The organism is Pseudonocardia sp. ICBG1034 (assembly GCF_020131375.1).
GTDB classification, from domain to species: Bacteria; Actinomycetota; Actinomycetes; order Mycobacteriales; family Pseudonocardiaceae; genus Pseudonocardia; species Pseudonocardia alni.
On the sequence record NZ_JAHLEK010000023.1, the window covers coordinates 1 to 15,564 of the forward strand.

Here is a 15,564-nt window from a genome sequence, read left to right on the forward strand (position 1 = left end):
AGGAGGTGTTCTCCGGCATCACGCAGATGATCTCGTAGCCCTTGAGCCTCGCGGCCATCGCCAGCGAGATCCCGGTGTTGCCCGAGGTGGGCTCCAGGATCGTGCAGCCGGGCGTGAGCAGCCCCTGCTTCTCGGCGTCCTCGATCATCGCCAGCGCGGGCCGGTCCTTGATCGAGCCGGTGGGGTTGCGGTCCTCCAGCTTCGCCCACAGCCGCACGTCCTCCGACGGCGACAGCGACGGCAGCCCGACCAGCGGGGTGTCGCCGACGGCGTGCAGCAACGAGTCGTAACGCACGGGTTCTCCTCACACGACGGCACCGGGCGGGGACGCCGCCCGGTGCCGGGGTCCGGTGGGGCTCAGCGACCGCCGGCCACGGCCGGGAGGATCGTGAACGTGGAGGACTCCGTGACCGGGGCCTCCAGGCCGCCGGCGAAACGGATGTCCTCGTCGTCGACGTAGATGTTGACGAAGCGGTGCAGCTTGCCGTCGGTGATCAGACGGTCCTTGATGCCGCTGTGCCGCGACTCCAGGTCGTCGATGACCGCCGAGACGGTGTCGCCCTTCGCCTCGACGGTCTTCTCACCGTCGGTGTGCGTGCGAAGGATGGTGGGGATGGAGACGGAGACGGCCATCTCGGTGATCACTCCTGGTGGGTCGCTCTGGCGTGGATTTCTCACGCGCGACAACGCGGCCGGAGTACGGCGACATTCCCGCGCGACCTCCGGCGCGGGTGCGCGAGAGGGTCGATCAGGCCCGGTCGGGCACGTCGTCGGAGCCGGTGTGGGAGAACATGTAGGACTCCACGACCGCCAGCTCGTCCTCCACGACCTCGCCGTCGGCGAGGTGGTAGGAGCGCACCTCGGGCTCGGCGTCGGCGGTGGCGAGGCCCACGATCAGCCAGTGCTGGTCGGGGGTCCACTCCATCTGGGCGACGTCCTTGGGCGACGGGTAGGCCTCGGGCAGACCGGTGTGCGCCACCGGCCGCCGCGGCAGTCGCGTGTGGGAGTGGACGACGAGCATGCGGCGCTCACCGGCCGCGTCCAGCTCGCGCTCCAGGCGGATGTCCTCGGCCGGGGCGAAGGCGAAGTCGCTCGCCACCTCGTCGGCGTTGGTCATCGGCACGTAGCGCTCGGGGTGCTCGCCGGTCTCGGGACCGACGAGCTGCCCGCACGACTCGACCGGGAAGTCCCGGCGGGCATGCGCGACGATCGCATCGACGAGGTCGGACCGGAGGACGAGCACGACCCGAGGATACGCGGCCCCGGCCGCGGGACCGAACACCCGCCGGGCCGGAACCGGCCGTTCACGCACCCGACACCACGTTCTGTGATCCCGGCCACGGCCTCCCGTGCAGGGGTGCGTCCATACTGCCCTGCGTGCCCGCCTCCGGTCGCCGTGTCGGATTCGTCCTCGCCGCCGTGCTCGTCGTCGTCCTCGCGGTCGCGGTCACCGTCGAGGCGGTGACGCTCTCGGGCCGCCCCGCCGCGGGCGCGCCCGGCTCGGGCACGGTGCGGCTCATCGCGCTCAACGACCTGCACGGCAACCTGGAGCCGCCCTCGGGGTCCTCGGGCCGGGTGACCGACGACGCCGGCGCGCAGGTCGAGGCCGGCGGCGCCGCGTTCGTCGCCGCGCACGTCGCGGCGCTGCGGGCGCAGGCCCCGGCGAGCGTGGTGCTGTCCACCGGCGACAACGTCGGCGCGTCCCCGCTGGCGTCGGCGCTGTTCCGCGACGAGCCGACCGTCGAGGTGCTGGAGCGGATCGGCGTCGCCGCGTCCGCCGCGGGGAACCACGAGTTCGACGAGGGCATCACCGAGCTGCGCCGGCTGCAGCGCGGCGGCTGCCACCCGGTCGACGGCTGCCGCTTCACCCCGTCCTACGACGGCGCGTCGTTCCCGATCCTGTCGGCGAACGTGACCGAGGGCGGGAAGCCCGCGCTCGCCGCGTCGACGGTGGTGGAGGCGGGCGGCGCCCGGATCGGCGTCATCGGCGCCACCCTGTCCGAGCTGCCCGACCTGGTCTCCCCCGACGGCATCCGCGGCCTGGAGGTCGGCGACGAGGTCGCCGCGGTCGACGCGGCGTCGCGCGAGCTGACCGCGCAGGGGGTACGGGCACAGGTGCTGCTGCTGCACCAGGGCGACGAGGCGACCGGCGACGGCGGCCCGGACGCCTGTGCGATCGAGCCCGGCGGGCCGGGGTCGCGGATCGCGGCCGCGGTGTCCGCCGACGTCGACGCGGTGTTCTCCGCGCACACCCACCAGCAGTACGCGTGCTCGGCGACCGACCCGGCCGGGAACCCGCGACCGTTCGTGCAGGGCCTGTCGTTCGGCAGGCTGCTGTCGGTGGTCGACCTCGCCCTGACCGGCGACGGCGACGTGGACCGCGCCGCGACCGGCACCGCCCGCAACGTGGTGGTCACCCGCGACGTCGCCCCCGACCCGGCGGTCGCCGACGTCGTCGACCGTGCGGTCGCGCAGTCGCGGCCGCTGGCCGAGCGCCCGGTCGGCACCCTGGCCGGCCCGCTGCTGCGCGCGGCCGCGCCGTCGGGACTGTCCCCGCTCGGCACGGTGATCGCCGACGCCCAGCTCGCCGCCTCGCGCGGCGACGGCGCACAGCTCGCGCTGACCAACCCCGGCGGGGTGCGCGCGGACCTGGTGCCCGGCGCGGGCGGGCGGGTCACCTACGGGCAGGCCTACACCGTGCAGCCGTTCGGCAACATCCTGCAGACCATGACGCTCACCGGCGCCCAGCTGCGCGCGGTGCTCGACCAGCAGTTCACCGTCGACGACGGTCCGACGGTCCTGCAGAGCTCGTCGAACCTGCGCTACACGGTGGTGGCCGGGAACCGGGTCGGTGACATCTCCATCGGCGGCGTCCCCGTCACCGACGACGGCCGCTACCGGGTCGCGACGAACAACTTCCTGTCCGCGGGCGGCGACGGCTTCGACACCGTCACCGCCGGGACCGAGCTGGTCGGCGGCCCGGTGGACCTCGACGCGTTCGTCGCGTACCTGGGCGCGAACCCGGGCCTGGCCGTGCCGTCGACCGACCGGATCGTGCGCCGCTGAGGGGCGGCCGGGCGGGTCAGAGCCCGCGGACGCGGACCCGGACCAGGGAGTCCTGCACGTAGGTCAGCCAGTGGTAGACGCCCAGGTGCTGGGCCCGCGGGTCGTCGTCGGGCAGCTGCTCGGGCATGTCCTCGTTCACGTCGAGGGCGGTGCCGAGCGCGAGCCGCACGTCGTTGAGGGCGGCCAGCCAGGCGTCGACCTGGGCCTCGGTGAGCTCGAGCCGTCCGCCCGCCTCGGGCAGGGTGTCCAGCACGGTCGCCGCGGCGGTGTCCTTGGCCTCGATCAGCGACGGCTCGTGCAGCGAGCGCATCCCGCCGGCGAGGTCGGAGTCCTCGGTGGTGAAGTCCGGCAGCAGCCGGGCCAGCACCCGGTCGGTCGGCCGCGACGTCGGGCCGGTGCGGATGCCGGTCAGCTCGGCCAGCTCGTCGGTGGGCGCGAGCTCGGCACGACCGGCGAGCATCTGGCGGATCTCGACGAACAGGCCCCGCAGGACGACGGCCTCCTCACCGGAGAACCCGGACGTGTAGCGGACGCGGTCGCCCCGCCCGCTGCGCTTCCAGCCGTTCACGCTCAGGCCCGCTGCATGGTGGCCCACAGGCCGGCCGCGTGGAGCTGGGCGACGTGGCCCTCCACGGTGTCCTTGTCCCCCGCCGACACCGCGGCGCGTCCCTTGTGGTGCACGTCGAGCATCAGCGCGGTGGCCTTCGCCTCGGGGTAGTGGAACACCTTCTGCAGCACGTAGGTCACGTACGACATGAGGTTGACCGGGTCGTTCCAGACGATGGCCTGCCACGGCGTGTCGGGGCCGGCGGACTCGTCCAGGTCGGGCGTGACCTGCTCGGTGGGCGCCGGGGACGGCGCTGGGGACGGCGCGGACATGCGCCCCATGGTGGCACAGGAGCCGTAGGCTCCCGGCCATGACCGGCACGGCCCTGCTGACCGACCGCTACGAGCTGACGATGGTGGCGGCGGCCCTCGCCGACGGCACCGCGGAACGCCACTGCGTCTTCGAGCTGTTCGCGCGCCGCCTGCCCGACGGGCGCCGCTACGGCGTCGTCGCCGGGACGGGGCGGTTGCTGGAGGCGCTGGAGCGCTTCCGGTTCTCCGCCGCCGACCTGGAGTTCCTCGCCCCGGTCGTCGACGCGGCGACCCTGGAGCGCCTGGGCGACTACCGCTTCTCCGGCGACGTCGACGGCTACCCGGAGGGCGAGCTGTACTTCCCCGGCTCCCCCGTCCTCACCGTGACCGGCACCTTCGCCGACGCGGTGATCCTGGAGACCGTCGCGCTGTCGATCTACAACCACGACTGCGCGATCGCCTCGGCGGCGGCCCGGATGGTGACCGCGGCGGCCGGCAGGCCGCTCATCGAGATGGGCTCGCGGCGCACCCACGAGGAGGCCGCCGTGGCCTCGGCCCGGGCCGCGTACCTGGCGGGCTTCGCGACGACGTCGAACCTCGCCGCGGGCGCCCGGCACGGCATCCCGACCGCGGGCACCGCCGCGCACGCCTGGGTCCTGCTGCACGACGACGAGCCGGCCGCCTTCGCCAGCCAGGTCGCCGCGCTGGGCACCGGCACCACGCTGCTCGTCGACACCTACGACATCCGCCGCGGTATCGAGCACGCCGTCGCGGCCGCCGGGCCCGGGCTGGGTGCGGTCCGCATCGACTCGGGCGACCTCGGCGAGCTGGCCCGCCAGGCCCGCGAGCAGCTCGACGCGCTCGGCGCCACCGGCACCCGGATCGTGCTCTCCGGCGACCTCGACGAATACGCGATCGCCTCGCTGCGCGCCGAGCCGGTCGACTCCTACGGCGTGGGGACCTCGGTGGTCACCGGGTCGGGCTCGCCGACGGCGGGGATGGTCTACAAGCTCGTCGAGGTCGACGGGCGCCCGGTGGCCAAGCGGTCGAGCGCGAAGGAGTCCCGCGGCGGGCGCAAGGCGGCGCTGCGCCGGTTCAAGCCGACCGGGACCGCGGTCGAGGAGGTCGTGTACCCCTACGGCACCGACCCGGTCCTCGGCCCGCACGACCGGGTGCTGCCGGTGCCGCTGGTGCGGGACGGGAAGGTCGTCGCCGACGACGTCGTCACCGGGCTGGAGGCCGCCCGGGAGCGGCTGCGGACGGCGCTGGTCGCCGTACCGTGGGAGGGGTTGAAGCTGTCCCGCGGCGAGCCTGCGATCCCGACCACCTTCCTCACCGGGAGCTGAGCCATGGCACGAGCGTTGATCGTCGTCGACGTCCAGAACGACTTCTGCGAGGGCGGCGCCCTCGCGGTGGCCGGCGGGGCCGCCGTGGCCGCCGGGATCGGGCCGCTCGCGACCGGCGGCCGCGACGGGCGGGTCTACGACCACGTCGTCGCCACCCGGGACGTGCACGTGGACCCGGGGCCGCACTTCTCCGACACCCCGGACTTCGTCGACTCCTGGCCGCCGCACTGCCGCGCGGGGACGCCGGGCGCGTCGTTCCACCCGGCACTGGACGTGGCGCCGATCGAGTGCGTCTTCGACAAGGGCGCCTACACCAGCGCCTACTCCGGGTTCGAGGGCGCGAGCGCGAACGAGTCGGGCACCCCGCTGGGCGACTGGCTCACCGAGCACGGGGTGACCGAGGTCGACGTCGTCGGCCTGGCGACCGACCACTGCGTCCGGGCGACCGCGCTGGACGCGTCCCGGCTCGGGCTGGCGACGACGGTGCTGCTGCACCACTGCGCCGGGGTGGCACCGGAGACGACGGAGCGGGCGCTCGCCGCGCTGACCGAGGCCGGCGTGGAGCTCCGCACCGCCTGACCCCCGGCGGCGCCGGCGCCGGACTCAGTGCCGGTCGGCGGTGCCGACCGGGGCTGGCCGGTCGTCGTCGGGCCGGTCGGCCGGGGCGAGGGGGTCGACGACGGCGACCGGGACGGGCTCGGCCCGGTCCCCCGCGCCGTCGGCCGCCGGCGCGGCGGCGGTCGCGGCGGGGTGGGTGCCGTCCGGGGAGGCGGGCTCACCGGAGTCGTCCTTCGCGAAGGACCCGACCTTCACGTAGAAGTCGTCGCCGTGGTTGTCGGTCGCCCACTCGACGGCCTGCTCCATCACCTCGGCGCTCTTCTCGGCGCGCAGGATGACCTTGTCCCGGCGCACGTCGCGGTGCAGCGCCAGGCACAGCAGCACCATGATCACCACGAACGGCGCGGCGACCAGGATCGTCAGGTTCTGGATGCCCGACAGGGCGTCCTCACCGCCGGTGACCAGCATCAGCACCGCGACCGCGCCCATCGCGGCACCCCAGAAGACCACGACCCACCTGCTCGGCTCGATGGTGCCGCGCTGGGACAGCGTGCCCATCACGATCGACGCGGCGTCGGCGCCGGACACGAAGAAGATCGCCACCAGCACCATCACGAGCAGGCCGGTGGCCGTGGCCCACGGGTAGGCGTCGAGCATCTGGAACAGCTGGACGTTGGAGTCGTCGGAGAACTGCGCACCCTGCTGGGCCTGGGTGACGGCGGTGCCGCCGAAGATGCAGAACCAGACCAGCGAGACCAGGCTCGGCGCGAGGATGACGCCGCCGACGAACTCACGGATGGTGCGCCCGCGCGAGATCCGCGCCAGGAACATGCCGACGAACGGCGTCCACGAGATCCACCACGCCCAGTAGAAGACGGTCCAGCCCGACAGCCACTCGAGCATCGGCTCGCCGCCGACGGCCTCGGTGCGCCCGACCATCTCGAAGAACTGGGAGAAGTACGCGCCCAGCGCGGTCGGCACCAGGTCCAGGATGATCACCGTCGGGCCGACGACGAACACGAACAGCGCCAGCGCCCCGGCCAGCACCATGTTGGTGTTGGACAGCCACTGGATGCCCTTGGCGACGCCCGACACCGCGGACAGGATGAACGCCGCGGTCAGCACGACGATGATCGCGGCGAGCACGCCGGCCCCCGGCACCCCCTCGACCCAGCCGACGGTCTGCATGCCGCCGCCGATCTGGAACGCGCCCAGACCGAGGGACGCGGCCGAGCCGAACAGCGTCGCGAAGATCGCGAGGATGTCGATCGCCCTGCCGATCGCCCCGTCGGCGGCCTTCTGCCCGATCAGCGGGACGAACGCCTGGCTGATCAGCTGCCGCCGGCCCCGCCGGAAGGTGGAGTAGGCGATCGCGAGGCCGACGACGGCGTAGATCGCCCACGGGTGCAGCGTCCAGTGGAACAGCGACGTCGCCATCGCGACCTGCATCGCCTCGGTCGTCGCCGGCGCGGCGGACCCGGGCGGCGGGGAACGGAAGAAGGTCAGCGGCTCGGTGACCCCGAAGAACATCAGGCCGATGCCCATCCCGGCGGAGAACATCATCGCGATCCAGGAGACCGTGCGGAACTCGGGCTCCTCGTCGTCGGCGCCGAGCCTGATGCGCCCGAAGCGGCTGAAGGCGAGGAACAGCGCGAACGCGACGAAGGCGGTCGCGGCGAGGATGAATCCCCAGCCGCCCCCGCGCATCAGGGCCTCGATCATCCCGGACGCGGTCGTACGCAGGTTCTCCGGCGCCGCGACCCCCCAGACGACGAACAGCAGCGCCAGCGCGGCGCCGATCCCGAAGACCGTCCAGTCCGTGCGGGGGGGCTCCGGGGGCGCTCCGGGGTCCTCGGTACACGACCGGGGATCGACTTGCGTCATGACGTCTCCACCTCTGTCCGGGTGCGGGGGAAGTGCGGTTCGTGCGCCGCTCCGTGGGTCGTGCGGTTCCGCGGCCGGGATCGCCGGCGCGACGGGTGCGGGGGGGCGGGTCCCTCCGGCCACGCAGGGGGCGCCGGAGGGGCGGCGGCCGGCCGGGACCGAGCCCGGCGTCACCTGCTCCCCTTCAGATACTCGATTAATATATCTGTGCACGTTATGATGGCCCCGAAGCGGCGGTCAAGACCCCACCGGCCGCTCGGAGCCCGCCGACACCGGAGTCGCCACCGTGCCCCCAGCAGTTCCGTCGCCCCACCCGGGACGACCGGCCCACACCCCGGGCCTGCACGAACACCACTGCCGCGCCCCCTTGACACCGACCCGGGGGACGCGCTCCCATCGTGGTGCGCATTGAGCGACTCGTTGCTTGTTACGCAACAGTTTCCGGTGTTTCTCGTGAGTTTCCGCGGCCCCGGTCGCCGCCGTCATCGCGTCGGAATCCCACTGCAGGAGGTGATCCGCTGTGCCGCAACGCTTCCACCGCGACCGCACGCCGGTCGCCTCCGGCGCCCGGCCGTCGCGTGGCCCCCCGGTCCCGCGGCGCCGGCCTCCGTAACACCCCGACGCCGTCGCACCGATCCCGAGCTCGGCCCGCCGGACGCACACCCGTCGACGGCACCCACCTCGCGCCCCGCCCCGCAGCCGCACGCCAGACCGTCGCCCACGAGGAGTACCGCCATGACGACCGGTGAGTTGTCGACCCCCGCCACCGAGGGGCAGAGCCTCCCGGACAGCCTGCGAGAGACCCTCGCCGGCCACTACTACACCGACCCCGCGATCTTCCGGGCCGAGCAGGACAACATCTTCCACAAGACGTGGTTCTGCGCGGTGCTGGCCGCGGACCTGGACAAGCCCGGCGCGTTCGAGACCGTCCAGATCGGACGGGAGAGCGTGATCGTCACGCGGGCCAGGGACAACTCCGTGCGGGCCTACCTCAACGTCTGCCGGCACCGCGGCGCGCGGCTGTGCACGGAGGAGAAGGGCGAGGTCAAGCGCTCCTTCCAGTGTCCGTACCACGCCTGGACCTACGGCCTGGACGGCAAGCTCATCGCGGCGCCGAACCTCGGCTCGATGCCCGACGTCGACAAGGTCGAGTACGGCCTGCACACCGTGCACGTCCGCGAGTGGCTGGGCTACGTCTGGCTGAGCCTGGCCGAGGAGCCGCCCTCCTTCACCGAGACGGTGATCGGTGACGTCACCACCCGGCTCGGCTCGCCGGACGCGATCGTCGGCTACGACGTCGAGAACCTGAAGCTCGGCCGGCGCATCTCCTACGACGTCAAGGCGAACTGGAAGCAGATCGTCGAGAACTTCATGGAGTGCTACCACTGCGCGACGATCCACCCCGAGCTCACCGAGGTGCTGCCCGAGTTCGCCGACGGCCTCGCCGCCCAGTACTTCGTCGGGCACGGCGCGGAGTTCGGCGAGGAGATCAAGGGGTTCACCGTCGACGGCTCGGAGGGGCTCACCCGCATCCCGGGCGTCGCGCAGGAGCAGGACCGCCGCTACTACGCCATCACCGTGCGGCCGTCGGTGTTCATCAACCTGGTCCCCGACCACGTGGTGTTCCACCGCATGTTCCCGCTGACCGCCGAGCGGACCCTGGTCGTCTGCGACTGGCTCTACCTGCCCGAGGTCGTCGACTCCGGCGCCGACATCGACCGCTCGGTGGAGCTGTTCCACCGGGTCAACGTCCAGGACTTCGACGCCTGCGAGCGCTGTCAGCTCGCGATGGACTCGCGCTCCTACGAGAAGGGCGGCGTGCTCGTGCCCAGCGAGCACCACATCGGCGAGTTCCACGACTGGGTGCGCGACCGGGTGGGCTGATCCGCGCTCCGTCCCGCACCACCACGACCGCCCCGCCCGGCCCGCCGGCGCGGGGCGGTCGTGTGTCCGGGGCCGGGCCGGGGACGCAGGGTCGGAGGTGTCGGTGGACGAACGGGACGAGCGCCGCGACGGATCCTGCAGGCGCTGCTCGACGCCGACGCCCCGGGGCACCGACCCTGCCGGGACGCGACCGGCCCCGCCCCCGCGGTGCGGGGACGGGGCCTCGGAGGCCGGGAGCGGCGTTACCGGAAGACGACCGTGCTGCCGCCGGTCAGCAGCACCCGTCGCTCGCAGTGCCAGCGGACCGCACGGGACAGGGCGAGCGCCTCGGCGTCGCGGCCGACCATCTGCAGGGCCTTCGGGTCGTAGGAGTGGTCGATCCGGATCACCTCCTGCTCGATGATCGGGCCCTCGTCCAGGTCCGGGGTGACGTAGTGGGCGGTGGCGCCGACCTGCTTGACGCCGCGCTCGTAGGCCTGGTGGTAGGGGCGGGCGCCCTTGAAACCGGGCAGGAACGAGTGGTGGATGTTGATCGCCCGGCCCTCGAGGGCCTTGCAGGTCTCGTCGGAGAGCACCTGCATGTAGCGGGCGAGCACCACCAGCTCGGCGTCGAACTCGTCGACGAGCGACAGCAGCCGCGCCTCGGCCTCGGGCTTGGTCTCCGCGGTCACCGGGACGTGCACGAACGGCAGCCCCGCCGCCTCGGCCATCGGGCGCAGGTCGGAGTGGTTGGACACGACGGCGACGATGTCGGCGCCGAGGCTGCCGGCCCGCCAGCGGAAGACGAGGTCGTTGAGGCAGTGGCCGAGCTTGGAGACCATCACCAGGATCCGGGCGGGGACGCCGTCGGTGAAGGTGAAGCTCATGCCGAACTCCGCCGCGACGGCCTCGAAGTCGCGGCTGACGGCGTCGAGGTCCACGTCCTGCTCCGCGCCGACCTAGGTGCGCAGGTAGAGGCGGCCACGCAGCGGGTCGTCGAACTGCTGGTACTCACCGATGTCGCAGCCGTGCTCGAACAGGAACGCGCTGACCGCCCGCACGATGCCGGTGCGGTTCGGGCAGTCCAGGGTCAGGATGAAGGAACGGGACACGGCGGCCTCTCCTCGGTCGGACGCGATCCGCGGAGACCGCGGCACGCAGTGACAGTGATATATCAGTCTCAGTCAAGAGGTGTGGGCACGTCCGAGGACTGTTACCCACACATGTCGCGTTAACATGCGACGGTGACCGCTCTTCCCGACGACGCCGAGCCGGAGTACACGTCCCTCGCCGACAAGGCGTACACGGTGATCCGGGATCGGCTGATCATGCTCGACATCCCGCCGATGACGGCCATCGACGACGTCGCCCTCGCGAAGTCCCTCGAGGTCGGTCGCACCCCCGTCCGGGAGGCGCTCAAGCGGCTCGAGATCGACCGGCTGGTCGTCTCCTACCCGCGCCGCGGGACGTTCGCGACCGGCGTCGACATCACCGACCTCGCCTACATCTCCGAGATCCGTGTGCAGCTCGAGCCGCTCGCCGCGCGCCGTGCCGCCGAGTACTCCGGCCCCGCGACCCGGGCCGACCTCGCCGAGCTCGCCGACACGATCGACCGGATCGACGTGCGCACACTGGACCGCGACGAGCTGATGCGCTGGGACCTGCACGTGCACCGGACGATCTACTCCGCGGCGGCCAACCCGCACCTCGAGGACACCCTGATCCGCTACGACAACCTGGCGACCCGGATCTTCTGCCTGTTCCTGGACCGGATGACCGACTTCGACCAGCACGTCGGCGAGCACTCGGGGCTGCTGCGGGCCATCGCGGGCCAGCAGGCCGACGAGGCGGCCGAACGGGCCCGCGCGCACGTCATCGGTTTCGAGAAGGCGGTCCGCCAGGTCGTCTGAGCGGGGCTCGGACGTGGGCGCGCGCCGAGCGGACGGTGTGCGCCAGCAGCAGCGCCGTGGTCACCGGACCGACACCACCGGGCACCGGCGTGAGCGCCCCCGGCCGCCGCGCGACGTCGACCGCGTCGACGTCGCCGACCAGGCTGCCGTCGGGCGCGGTGTTGGTACCGACGTCGACCACGACCGCGCCGTCGGCGACGTGCTCGGCGCGGATCAGCCCGATCCGCCCGACCGCGACGACCAGCACGTCCGCGGTGCGGGTGTGCTCGGCGAGGTCCTTGGTGTGGCGGTGGCAGATCCCGACCGTCGCGTCGCGTTGCAGCAGCAGCTGGGCGGTCGGCTTGCCGACGACCAGCGAGCGCCCGACGACGACCGCGCTGCGCCCGGCCAGCTCGATGCCGTGGTGGTCGAGCAGCTCGAGCACCGCGGCCGCGGTGGCCGGCGGGTAGGCGGGCAGGCCCGCGGACAGCGGGTTGGCGCCGTCGACGTCCTTCTCCGGGACGATCGACGCGGCCAGCTCCTCGACCCGCGCGCCGTCGGGCAGCGGGGTCTGCAGGATGATGCCGTGCACGGTGTCGTCGCTGCTCAGCCGGGCCAGGGTGGCGCCGATGAGCTCGGGCGCGGCGTCCGGGCCGAGGTCGACGACCTCGCACTCGACGCCGACCCGGCGGGCGGCGCCGGACAGCGAGCGGACGTACCAGCCGGCGCCCTCGTCGGCGGTGGCGACGACGACGGCCAGCCGCGGTGCGACGCCGAGCAGGGTGAGCGCGGCGGCCTCGGCGTGCACGCCCTGGCGCAGCTCGCGGGCGCGCGCGGTGCCGTCGAGCACGACGTGGTCGGGGTGGGGGGTCGGCGGGGTGGGGGCCTGCGGGGTCATCGGCGGATCTGCTCCCGTACGTCGTCGGTCACCTTGTCGGCCCGGCGCAGCAGGTCGTCGACGCCGGTCAGTGCCGCGGACAGCTCGCTGCGCGCCGACGGGTCGGTGAGGCCCGCCAGGTTGATCTCGACGTTGAGCCGGGCGGTGCCGGCCGCGGCCCGTGCGGCGTCGGCCGCCGCTCCCACGTCGCTGATCACGTTGGGGTTGCCGATCGGCCGCAGCCGCTCGGCGAGGTCGACCACCTGCTCCGCGGCGCGGATGACCTGCGCCGGGATCCGTCCCGCCTCGACCAGTGCGGCGGCGATCGCCGCGGTGCGGACCCGCTTCGCCTCCTCGGTGTCGCGCGGGAGTGCGTAGGCCGCGCCGACCGCACCGAACGCGCGGGCGTCGTCCTCGGCGAGTCCGAGGCCGGTGATGCGCAGCGCGTCGGCCCGGTTGCGGATGTCGAGGACGGCGTCGGCGTGCTCGGCGTAGCGCTCGCCGTCGGTGTAGCGGGCGACCATGCCGAGCAGGGCGGCGGCCTGGGCGAGGTGCAGGCCGGCCGTCGCGCCGCCCCCGGGGGCGGGGACGCGGGCGGCCAGGTCCCAGAGGAACCGGTCGAGGGTGTCGGAACGCATGGGGGTCCTTCCGTGCGGCGGTACGACGGGCGGGGTGGCACGTCGGGGCCCGGGGCCCCGGCGGGTGGGCCGGGCCCCGGGTCGTGCGAGTCAGCGCCGGATGCGGCTCATCTCCGGGTCGAACAGCGGCTCGGCCGCGACCGAGGCGCGGATCCGGCGGTCGAAGTACTGGATCTCGACCGCTCCCCCGACCGGCAGCCCGGCGGGCAGCCAGGCGTAGGCGATCGGGGTGCCCAGGGTGTAGGCGTACGCCGCGGAGGTGACGTAGCCGGCGGGCTGTCCGTCGACGAGGACGGCCTCGTGACCGAGGACGACGCTGCGGCCGTCGTCGATCGTGAGGCAGGTCAGCCTGCGGGTGACGGCGTCCGGGTCGATCTTCTCGACGGCCTCGCGGCCCACGAAGTCGCCCTTGGTGTGCGGGCGGACGGCGAAGCCGAGCCCGGCCTCGTAGGGGTTGTGCTCGGTCGAGACGTCGGCGCCCCAGGAGCGGTAGCCCTTCTCCAGCCGCAGGCTGTTGAACGCCGCGCGCCCGGCCGCGACGACGCCGAGCGGGCGCCCGGCCTCGTAGAGCACGTCCCACAGCTTGCGGCCGTACTCGGCGCTGGTGTAGATCTCCCAGCCGAGCTCGCCGACGTAGGACAGCCGCATCGCGGTCACCGGGATACCGGCGATGTGCGCGGACATCGCGCGGAAGTACTTCAGCCCCTCGTGGGAGAAGTCGTCGCCCGACAGCGGCTGCACCAGGTCGCGGGCCAGCGGGCCCCAGACGCCGATGCAGCAGGTCCCCCCGGTGATGTCGCGGACGACCACCGAATGGTCGTCCGGCAGCGCGCGGCGCAGGTGGTCGAGGTCGAGGTTGGAGTTCGCACCGACCTGGAACAGCTGCTCGCCCAGCCGGGCGACGGTGAGGTCGCTGCGGACGCCGCCGGCCTCGTCGAGCATCAGCGTGTAGGTGACCGCGCCGACGGACTTGTCCATCGCGCCGGTGGTCAGGCCCTCCAGGAACGCGCACGCACCCGGCCCGGACACCTCCAGGCGCTTCAGCGGGGTCATGTCGTACATCGCGACGGCGGTGCGGGTCTTCCACGCCTCGACCGCGACGACCGGCGAGTGGAACATCGCCGACCACGCGTCGCGGGACGGGGCACGCCACCGGGCCGGCATGTCCTTCGCCAGCGCGGCGTTGGCCTCGTACCAGTGCGGGCGCTCCCAGGCGTGCGACTCCAGGAAGAACGCCCCGAGCTCACGCTGGCGGTCCACGAACGGGCTGGTCCGCAGGTCGCGCGGGGACAGCTTGGGCTGCAGCGGGTGCAGCACGTCGTAGATCTCGACGAAGTTCTGCTGCGAGGTCTCGTCGACGTAGGCGTCGGTGGTCTCGACCTCGTCGAAGCGGTGCACGTCGCAGCCGTGCAGGTCGAGCTCGCTGCGGCCCTCGACGAGCAGCTGCGCGACCGAGCGGGCCACGCCCGAGGAGTGGGTGACCCACACGGCCTCGGCGATCCAGAAGCCGGCGACGTCGGCGGACTCGCCGATCAGCGGGCCGCCGTCGGGGGTGAAGGAGAAGACCCCGTTGAAGCCGTGCTCGATCTTGGACCGCTGCAGGCCGGGCAGCAGCTGCGTGCTCTGCTCCCACTGCAGCGCGAAGTCGTCGGAGGTGAAGGGCAGCATCGAGGGCTGGGTGCGCTCGCCGACCTCTCCGTCGCCGACCTCGGGCAGCTCGGAGATCGACACCGGCATCGGGCGGTGGGCGTAGGAGCCGATGCCGATGCAGTCGTTGTGCTCGCGGTAGTAGAGGTCGGCGTCCTGGTGGCGCAGGATCGGCAGCCGCGCCTCGATCAGCTCGTCGTTGCGGCCGACGAGCTGCTCGACCTGGGTGGTGCGGGCGTACTGGTGGGCCAGTGGCAGCAGCGGCACCCGCATCCCGACGAGCTTTCCGAGCTCGCGGCCCCAGAACCCGGCGCAGGACACGACGATGTCGGCGGGGACGGTCTCGCCGTCGGCGGTCTCGACGCCGGTGACCCGGCCGCCGGACTGCGCGATGCCGGTGACGCGCACCGAGCCGCGGAAGACCGCGCCGCGGGACTCGGCACGCCGGGCCAGCGCGACGACCGCGCGGGCCGCCTTCGCGAGACCGTCGGTCGGGGTGTGCAGACCGCCGAGGACCCGGTCGGCGTCGAGCAGCGGGTGCAGCCGCGCGCACTCGGCGGCGTCCACGACCGACGCCGGGACCCCGCGGGAGACGGCCCAGCCCTGCTTGCGGTGCAGGTCGGCGAGCCGCTCCGGGGTGGTCGCGACCTCCAGGCCGCCGACCTGGTTGAAGCACCAGCCACCGTCGACGTCCAGGCTCTTCAGCTTCTCGACCGTGTAGGTCGCGAACGCGGTCATGGTCTTCGACCCGGTGGTCTGGAAGACCAGGCCCGGGGCGTGCGAGGTGGAACCGCCGGTCAGCGGCAGCGGCCCCTGGTCCAGGACGGTGACGTCGGTCCAGCCGCGGGTGGTGAGCTCGTCGGCCAGGTTCGTCCCGACGATCCCGGCTCCGATGATGACGACACGGGGGGTCATGGTGGTCTCCTTCTCGGTGGTCG

The 15,564-nt window shown here is 73.2% G+C and carries 14 protein-coding genes and 1 pseudogene; 5 read left to right on the forward strand and 10 right to left on the reverse strand.

Annotated elements, in window-relative coordinates; genetic code table 11:
- The 3 genes from KPF22_RS24175 to KPF22_RS24185 all read right to left on the reverse strand — a co-directional run.
- Positions 1 to 295, reverse strand: a 295-nt coding sequence (locus KPF22_RS24175; RefSeq protein WP_224403373.1) for a pyridoxal-phosphate dependent enzyme, incomplete at its 3' end; no start/stop codon positions are given.
- Positions 296 to 357: 62 nt separating this feature from the next.
- A complete protein-coding gene (locus KPF22_RS24180; protein WP_062404265.1) occupies positions 358 to 633 on the reverse strand; it encodes a MoaD/ThiS family protein in 276 nt (91 codons plus the stop codon).
- Positions 634 to 748: 115 nt separating this feature from the next.
- Positions 749 to 1,243 carry a M67 family metallopeptidase gene (locus KPF22_RS24185; protein WP_100880863.1) on the reverse strand — a complete coding sequence of 165 codons (495 nt, stop codon included), beginning with the start codon at positions 1,241 to 1,243 and terminating at the stop codon, positions 749 to 751.
- Positions 1,244 to 1,377: 134 nt separating this feature from the next.
- Here KPF22_RS24185 and KPF22_RS24190 point away from each other — a divergent pair, with 134 nt between their 5' ends.
- The gene (locus tag KPF22_RS24190; RefSeq protein WP_224400908.1) at positions 1,378 to 3,066 is read left to right on the forward strand and encodes a bifunctional UDP-sugar hydrolase/5'-nucleotidase; all 1,689 of its coding nucleotides are present in this window, start codon (positions 1,378 to 1,380) and stop codon (positions 3,064 to 3,066) included.
- A gap of 16 nt (positions 3,067 to 3,082) precedes the next feature.
- Here the strand turns inward: KPF22_RS24190 and KPF22_RS24195 are convergent, their stop codons facing one another.
- Both KPF22_RS24195 and clpS read right to left on the reverse strand, forming a co-directional pair.
- Positions 3,083 to 3,634: a DUF2017 domain-containing protein gene (locus tag KPF22_RS24195; RefSeq protein WP_062400754.1), complete on the reverse strand. Its 552-nt coding sequence runs from the start codon at positions 3,632 to 3,634 to the stop codon at positions 3,083 to 3,085.
- Positions 3,635 to 3,636: 2 nt separating this feature from the next.
- Positions 3,637 to 3,945, reverse strand: a complete 309-nt coding sequence (clpS, locus tag KPF22_RS24200) for an ATP-dependent Clp protease adapter ClpS (RefSeq protein ID WP_060710877.1) — start codon at positions 3,943 to 3,945, stop codon at positions 3,637 to 3,639.
- Positions 3,946 to 3,983: 38 nt separating this feature from the next.
- Here clpS and KPF22_RS24205 point away from each other — a divergent pair, with 38 nt between their 5' ends.
- Entirely contained in the window at positions 3,984 to 5,270 is a 1,287-nt protein-coding gene (locus KPF22_RS24205) for a nicotinate phosphoribosyltransferase (protein ID WP_224400907.1), read from the forward strand.
- A 3-nt stretch (positions 5,271 to 5,273) separates the two neighbouring features.
- A complete protein-coding gene (locus KPF22_RS24210; protein ID WP_208825053.1) occupies positions 5,274 to 5,849 on the forward strand; it encodes an isochorismatase family protein in 576 nt (191 codons plus the stop codon).
- Between the two features lie 24 nt (positions 5,850 to 5,873).
- On the opposite strand, the gene KPF22_RS24215 is transcribed toward KPF22_RS24210, so the two are convergent.
- Positions 5,874 to 7,712 (reverse strand): BCCT family transporter, encoded by a 1,839-nt coding sequence (locus KPF22_RS24215; protein ID WP_224403374.1) that lies wholly within the window; start codon positions 7,710 to 7,712, stop codon positions 5,874 to 5,876.
- A gap of 735 nt (positions 7,713 to 8,447) precedes the next feature.
- On the opposite strand from KPF22_RS24215, the gene KPF22_RS24220 reads away from it, so the two are divergent.
- Positions 8,448 to 9,596: an aromatic ring-hydroxylating dioxygenase subunit alpha gene (locus KPF22_RS24220; protein WP_224403375.1), complete on the forward strand. Its 1,149-nt coding sequence runs from the start codon at positions 8,448 to 8,450 to the stop codon at positions 9,594 to 9,596.
- Between the two features lie 242 nt (positions 9,597 to 9,838).
- Here KPF22_RS24220 and purU read toward each other — a convergent pair.
- A pseudogene (gene purU / locus KPF22_RS24225) lies at positions 9,839 to 10,687 on the reverse strand (formyltetrahydrofolate deformylase).
- A gap of 132 nt (positions 10,688 to 10,819) precedes the next feature.
- Here purU and KPF22_RS24230 point away from each other — a divergent pair.
- The gene (locus KPF22_RS24230) at positions 10,820 to 11,485 is read left to right on the forward strand and encodes a GntR family transcriptional regulator (RefSeq protein ID WP_208825059.1); all 666 of its coding nucleotides are present in this window, start codon (positions 10,820 to 10,822) and stop codon (positions 11,483 to 11,485) included.
- Here the strand turns inward: KPF22_RS24230 and KPF22_RS24235 are convergent.
- The 3 genes from KPF22_RS24235 to KPF22_RS24245 form a co-directional block, all read right to left on the reverse strand.
- Positions 11,448 to 12,362 (reverse strand): bifunctional 5,10-methylenetetrahydrofolate dehydrogenase/5,10-methenyltetrahydrofolate cyclohydrolase, encoded by a 915-nt coding sequence (locus tag KPF22_RS24235; RefSeq protein ID WP_224403376.1) that lies wholly within the window; start codon positions 12,360 to 12,362, stop codon positions 11,448 to 11,450. The genes KPF22_RS24230 and KPF22_RS24235 overlap by 38 nt on opposite strands.
- Positions 12,359 to 12,979: a cyclodeaminase/cyclohydrolase family protein gene (locus KPF22_RS24240; RefSeq protein WP_224403377.1), complete on the reverse strand. Its 621-nt coding sequence runs from the start codon at positions 12,977 to 12,979 to the stop codon at positions 12,359 to 12,361. Before KPF22_RS24240 ends, KPF22_RS24235 begins: the two co-directional genes overlap by 4 nt.
- Positions 12,980 to 13,069: 90 nt before the next feature.
- Positions 13,070 to 15,541 (reverse strand): FAD-dependent oxidoreductase, encoded by a 2,472-nt coding sequence (locus tag KPF22_RS24245; protein WP_224403378.1) that lies wholly within the window; start codon positions 15,539 to 15,541, stop codon positions 13,070 to 13,072.
- Between the last annotated feature and the right edge of the window lie 23 nt (positions 15,542 to 15,564).